This window comes from Paenibacillus sp. J31R122, from assembly GCF_056269185.1.
The window spans coordinates 393099-399791 of the sequence record NZ_JBWDNM010000005.1; the positions used below are offsets into that span (position 1 = coordinate 393099).

The window sequence follows — 6693 nt, forward strand, 5'->3', positions numbered from 1 at the left end:
ATTGTGAACAACAGGGGCCCTTGGTTGATGTTATAACGGCTATTGATCCTTCGGGCTTGGCTTTAGTCCATTTCATAAATGGAACCCGATTTGCTTGCGTACAGCTCGGCATATACCTTCTCTGCGTAAGCATCCGTCATGCCGGAGATGTAATCGGCTACGAAGCGCGGCCAGCTCCATTTGTTTTTGTGAAGCTCATAATTTTCTATCCAATCCGGCGGAATAATGAGTCTGCCTGACTCTTGAACCTTAAAGCTATCCCACAGACGGCGAATCATAATTTCGCTGCGCATTTGCAGCCGCTGCACACGGAAATCCTTTATGAGCGTTACCCAAGCTAGCTTCTTCAATATTTCCATCGTGCGCAGTAAATCGATGTCTTGCTTTCCATCATGAACGAAAGTAACCTGTTTCCAGCCTCTCGAAGTATTATCGATAATGCCTACCCTACCGGCAAAGAGGCTCACCCAGCGCGCCTTCATCTCGCGTCTTGTGCGCGATGCTTCGCGATCACAGCTGACATAAAGAGCCTCCCACTGCTCCCAATAGGAGACAAGTACGCGTTTTACCATCGCCGGAATGTCAACCTTATCCCAGCCGATGCCGGTATTGCCTTTGTCATCGACAATTTCCTGAACCAGATGATCAATCAGTCGCGTGTCCTCGAAGAAGGTTTGGTTCATCTGAATTTTTCCAGCGCGGATGCCGTCTTCGATATCATGCGTGGAATAGGCAATATCATCACATAGATCCATGAGCTGAGCTTCTAATGTTGAGCAGCCGACAGGCATGCCCCAAGAATGACGAAGCTGCGCAATATCTTCCCATTCCGTGTTATACAAGCCCTTCAGTCTGCCTGGTTCATCGAGCCCGTAAGGATACTTATTGACGGCGAGCAGTGTGGCTGCTGTTAAATCGAGTCCGCTGCCGCTTCCAGCTCGCTTCTCCAGAAACATTAAAATACGGAAGTTTTGAGCGTTGCCCTCATAAGGCATTCCGTATTCTTTCATTAGTAAATGATTAAGCACTTCCTCGCCTCTATGCCCGAATGGCGGATGCCCGAGGTCATGCGCTATAGCGGCAATCTCCACTACCGCAGGGTCGAGTATAAGACCGGGATGCTCCTTGCGACCTAAAAACTCATATTGTTTATTTAGTCGGCGTGCTACTTCACGCGCGATTTGTGAAACCTCGAGTGAATGGGTCAGTCTTGTTCGATAATAGTCACCTGTACCTGCTCCGAAAACCTGTGATTTTCCTTGCAGCCGTCTAAAAGCGGGTGATTGAATCAGCCTTGCGTAATCACGTTCATATTCATCTCGTTCGTCACTATAAGTAACGAGCGTTTTCTCATCTAGTCGTAACTTTCTTATGTCCATACTAGTTCCTCCAGTGCCATTTCTACTGACCATGGCCCGCCTTGAAAGGCGAAAGCTGCCTATGGTTGAAATTGTAGCATATTTTCTATGCTTGAACATACAGCGTGCTTGAAGTATGATCGCATTAACTTTTAAGAATGATTGAGGTGTTATAAACGAATGTCAACCTTTATACATAATGCATACACGATCATAGCGCAAAACGCCACTATCATTGTTATGCTGCTAAACATTTTTTTGGCGGTTACCATTATTTTTCTAGAGCGTCGCAATGCGAGTACGACATGGGCTTGGATCATGATCCTCTTCTTCATTCCTGTTGTGGGGTTCGTGTTATATTTGATTCTTGGCCAAAAAATGAAAAAGAGAAAGCTTTCTAAGCTGTTGGGAGAAAGCCAGCGGATTATTGAGCATACGATTGAGATGCAAGAGCGTCAGCTCCTTGGACGTGAAATTATATTTAAGGATAGCGATATGCACCATTATCAAGACATGATTTATATGAATTTGAAAACGAGCTATGCGATGTATACAAGCAATAATGCAATCGATATTTTTACGGATGGCAATCAGAAATTTGATTCGCTGCTAAAGGATATCGAGGCAGCTGAGGACCATATCCACCTTGTGTATTATATCGTGCGTGACGATGAGCTCGGCAGGAGACTGGTTAAGGCGTTGACAGCTAAGGCGGCAGAGGGCGTAGAGGTTAAGTTTTTGTATGATCATATTGGAAGCTCAAGCTTAACTAAGCGGTTTTTCAGTGAGCTAAGAGCAGCGGGTGGTCAGACTGCAGCCTTTTTCCCATCGCGAATTCCTTATCTCAATTTGAAAGTTAATTATCGCAATCATCGCAAGCTCGTTATTATTGACGGTCAGACCGGCTACATTGGCGGTTTTAATATTGGCATCGAGTATTTAGGTCTGGATAAGCACTTTGGCGAGTGGAGAGATACTCATCTGAGAGTTCAGGGCAATGCGGTACTTCAAATGCAAGCGCAGTTTTTGATGGATTGGAATCTAGCCGCTTCCAGTAAAATAGAACTAAATCAACAATATTTTCCCGTTATTAGGGATGACACAGGTACGATTGGTATGCAGCTTGTAGCTAGTGGACCGGATTCGGAATACCAGCAAATTAAAGATGCGTATATCAAAATGATTTATGCGGCAAAAGAGACGATTTGCTTGCAAACGCCCTACTTCATTCCAGATGAGAGCTTGATGACGGCGCTGAAAATCGCGGCGATGTCTGGAGTGGATGTTCGGATCATGCTTCCGAGCAAGCCGGATCATTTCTTCGTTTATTGGGCCACTCATTCGTATTTAGGCGAATTGCTGGCAGGAGGGGTCAAATGTTATTTGTATGAGAAGGGATTCCTTCATGCGAAAACACTTGTTATCGACGGCAAGATTGCTTCGGTTGGAACAGCTAATCTTGATATTCGCAGCTTCAAGCTTAATTTTGAGATCAATGCGTTCATATATGATACGTGGACAGCAGCTAAACTGCAACGCATTTTTGAGAAAGATATTGAAAGCTGTCAGCTGCTGACGGTTGAGCTATATGAGGCTCGTCCCCTATTTAATCGATTTAAAGAATCTATTTCGCGCCTTCTTAGTCCAATTTTATAAACAACATAAAAAGGGATTCTGCTTATCTATGATAACCAGAATCCCTTTATGTGCTTGGCTTACGACTATTCAATTTATTCAAACGCTCCAATCCGCTTCTTGCACTGTCTCATCTGCTTCCTTTCTATTTGCTGCAAACCTCTTCGACTTCGATCCTTTCTCGATTGACCTTGATCAAATTGCTGTTCGATTTGCTACAAATCCTTTCTTTATATTAAGTACTGTTCATTTAAAAGGATCGATTTCGTACTGCGCTGATTTTCCCGCATGTCCAACAATTCGATACTCCTTCCCGACTTAATGAGACATGCTTCGCTTGACTACTTCAATGGGCTATCCCCTCTCGGTTAAGATAGGCTTAGTATACTCCTTTATTTGAATTTTGTAAATATTCAGATTATTGTTTTCGACAAAAAAATTATAATTATTGAAGTCTCAATATCTAAGCTAATGATCAATTAGATAGATATTATAGGATAAATAGAGGGAGAGGGCATCGCAACCATCCTCATATGCATGAAAATCAACAAAAAATGGATCTTATGTCCGTAAGGGAATGAATGAAGATTAGAATGGATATTGTCCAATCAAACATCCACCTAATCCATTTTCCTTAGCATTTGAGTGGAAAATATCCAACCTAACAAGACGCCAGGAACCATTTTCGTCCAGAACGGACAATTAGGTTGGATGAAATACAGTCTAGCTCAATAATAACGCTTAGGATGAAGTGTTGATTGGATAAAATACAGTCAAACCAAGTGCATCATCTCCATCTATCCATCAAGCACTGATTATGAAGCTGAGCTATAATTAATAGGGACAATAGGGACACTATAGTAGCAGTAAATTGGTAGAAAGTTGACCGTCAAATTATATGCATTTATACTCAGTTTAAATAAAGGCTGCTAAGGAAACGAAATATAAGATTGAACATGCACAAGTCGTACTAGAAGGAGTATGCGAATCATGCGCAACGAAATGAGAAACGTGATGGCTGAGGAGCAATGGAGTCTGACCACTGAGGTGAGCGTTGAGTTGAATGGCGATAATATAGATGTAGATGCTCTGCAGAGCGGTGTGCTTTGTTCATTGACACAGCGCGTCATGATTATTAGTCCGCTGCCTGAGCGCGTTCGAAGCTTGCTCGTAACGTTATCCGAGGAATGCTTTGATGTATTCTCTCTGCATGACTTTGACCAAAGTATGCTCCGCAGCCTACAGCCCGAGCTGCTCGTATACGATGCTATTCCAGTCAATCACTCGCTGAGCGGGAATACACTTCAGGCGGGTGCCGAGCTACTCGAGTCCGCGGAATCGCATGGCGTACCTGTGTTGGTATTGCTCGACCAGCAATCGTATGAAGAATGTGTAACACCTGCTTTGGGAGCTGCTGAGCTGCTCGTTTGGCCCGCAAGGCCGGAAGAAGCGCTTGTTCGTATTAACCGAATGCTCAGTAATCGCCCGGCGCCAATAGGGGGCACAGCTTCGGAGGACATTCGTCAATTTAAAGATATTTACATTGATTTGAAGAAGATGACCGTTGATCGAAACGGACAGCGCATTGAGCTTACGAAGACAGAATACGATTTGCTTCTTCATTTTATATCATCGGACGGTTCTGTACTGTCGCGCGAGTCGCTGCTTGATACCGTATGGGGCTTGCAAATTTACGTGGGCAGCAATGTAGTGGATGTGCATATCAAAAGCTTACGTAAAAAATTAAAGGATAGCGCCGTTGCTCCTAAATATATTGTAACGGTACGAGGAGCAGGCTATAGGCTGGCAGACTAGCATATGAATCGGGATTTGCAGTTATAATGGTTTTGCAGTACGATGTTAGTAATAAATGGCTGATGAAATCGGGAAAACGGGGGCAGGGCTTAGTGCTGCTATCTACACAAATGATTCAAGCTGGATCTATCATTATATCGCTTTTAGCGGGCGTTTCACTTATCATAATTCGTATCCGAGCTGGAAAACAACCGACTTCCTTACGCAAAATTATTATACCGCCCTTTGGCATGGCGATGGGCTTCATTATGTTTGCCTTTCCTATCACCCATATTCCATGGAGCTGGGGGTTAGCGGCTTTTGGAACGGGTATGCTAATCTTCGCATTTCCATTAGTCGTAACGACAAGCTTAGAGCGAATTGAATCAGAGATTTATGTAAGACGCTCCAAGGCTTTTATTTTCATAATGATAACTTTATTTCTTATTAGGCTATCACTGCATAGTATCGTAGAACAGTACATGACGATTCCGCAAACGGGAGCTATTTTTTATTTACTCGCTTTTGGTATGATTATTCCTTGGCGTTTGGCTATGGTCAGCGACTATATGAGATTGCAAAAATTAGAATCATAATGAGGAAGAAAGGCCGTTAACCAACTTTGATTTCAATCACTGGGGGCAGGGCCTTTTTTTTGTAGAGGAGTCTATTGTTAAGCGAATTAGCTTTGTTTGACAACATCCTAGCAGCGTGATATTATTTTTTTAGAAAATGAATTGTGTACAATATAATTTAGTTAAATTTAATTCGGCTAGAGGAGGCAATCATTAATGATTATTTATTCTTATGATGTAGAAACAATTAAAGGCGAGCAGGTAAGCTTGGAACAATATAAAGGTAAGGTACTAGTCGTCGTTAATACCGCAAGCAAATGTGGGTTTACGCCTCAGTATTCCGATTTACAAAAGCTGTATGAACAATATAAGGATCAAGGCTTAGAAATTCTTGGTTTTCCGAGTAATCAATTTGGGGAGCAAGAGCCGGGCGCAAATTCTGATGTTCAAAGCTTCTGCGAAATTAACTATGGTGTAACATTCCCTTTGTTTTCAAAAATCGATGTTCGTGACGAGACGGCTCATCCGTTATTTCGTTATTTGACTGAGCAGGCTCCTTTTGATGGCTTTAACACAAATGAAGCTAGCGGTAAAATGCTGAATGCTTTTCTCACGGAAAAGATCCCACACTTTTTGGAAGGAAATGAAATAAAATGGAATTTCACTAAATTTCTAATTGATCGTGAAGGGAACGTTGTAAAACGCTTTGAATCGACTGATGAGCCTCTAGCTATGACTGCCGATATCGAACAGCTGCTATAGTCACTTCCAAATAATGGTTCCCTCCCTCACTTAGAAAAAGCATTTATGCGGCCTCCGGGCGACAAAATGCCCATTTTATTACTATTTATCGTCATTTGATGCGGAATTACGACGGCTTATAGTAGTAAGCATCGAATTTGAGGGTGGGAGTTATGTTATAATTGATGGACGAGCTGCTGCGAGATGAATTAAATCTCTTAGCAGCTCGATTGTCTTTTATAGGTGAATGATGAAATTTATCATCCTGTTATAGTACGAGTGCGCACAAAATGTATCAAGTGGCGTACTTGAGGTGTGATGGTTTCGGTTGACTGATATTAACTCTTTACAGAATCAGGTGCCGCCGTCATCACGACACTAACTCAATACCCGCACAATTCCCACGCCAGCACTGAGCCCGACACCAACAGACCAAGATCAAGATCAAGATCAGGATCAAGACCAAGACCAAGACCAAGACCAACACCAACACCAACACCAACACCAACACCAACACCAACACCAACACCAACACCAACACCAACACCAACACCAACACCAACACCAACACCAACACCAACACCAACACC

Annotated in this window: 6 protein-coding genes; 4 read left to right on the forward strand and 2 right to left on the reverse strand. The window is 42.9% G+C overall.

Features of this window, described 5'->3' with window-relative positions; genetic code table 11:
- Positions 1-62: 62 nt before the first annotated feature.
- Positions 63-1379 (reverse strand): deoxyguanosinetriphosphate triphosphohydrolase family protein, encoded by a 1317-nt coding sequence (locus AC0YN7_RS11460; protein ID WP_475810116.1) that lies wholly within the window; start codon positions 1377-1379, stop codon positions 63-65.
- Between the two features lie 159 nt (positions 1380-1538).
- Here AC0YN7_RS11460 and cls point away from each other — a divergent pair, with 159 nt between their 5' ends.
- From cls to AC0YN7_RS11480, 4 genes are all read left to right on the forward strand, one after another.
- Positions 1539-3014 carry a cardiolipin synthase gene (cls, locus tag AC0YN7_RS11465; protein ID WP_475810117.1) on the forward strand — a complete coding sequence of 492 codons (1476 nt, stop codon included), beginning with the start codon at positions 1539-1541 and terminating at the stop codon, positions 3012-3014.
- Positions 3015-3983: 969 nt separating this feature from the next.
- The gene (locus AC0YN7_RS11470; RefSeq protein WP_475810118.1) at positions 3984-4808 is read left to right on the forward strand and encodes a response regulator transcription factor; all 825 of its coding nucleotides are present in this window, start codon (positions 3984-3986) and stop codon (positions 4806-4808) included.
- 26 nt (positions 4809-4834) lie between these two features.
- Positions 4835-5383: a CcdC family protein gene (locus AC0YN7_RS11475; RefSeq protein WP_475810119.1), complete on the forward strand. Its 549-nt coding sequence runs from the start codon at positions 4835-4837 to the stop codon at positions 5381-5383.
- Positions 5384-5578: 195 nt separating this feature from the next.
- Positions 5579-6124, forward strand: a complete 546-nt coding sequence (locus AC0YN7_RS11480) for a glutathione peroxidase (protein ID WP_475810120.1) — start codon at positions 5579-5581, stop codon at positions 6122-6124.
- Positions 6125-6486: 362 nt separating this feature from the next.
- Here AC0YN7_RS11480 and AC0YN7_RS11485 read toward each other — a convergent pair.
- Positions 6487-6693 (reverse strand): hypothetical protein (locus tag AC0YN7_RS11485; protein WP_475810121.1); only part of this gene is annotated, 207 nt, incomplete at its 5' end.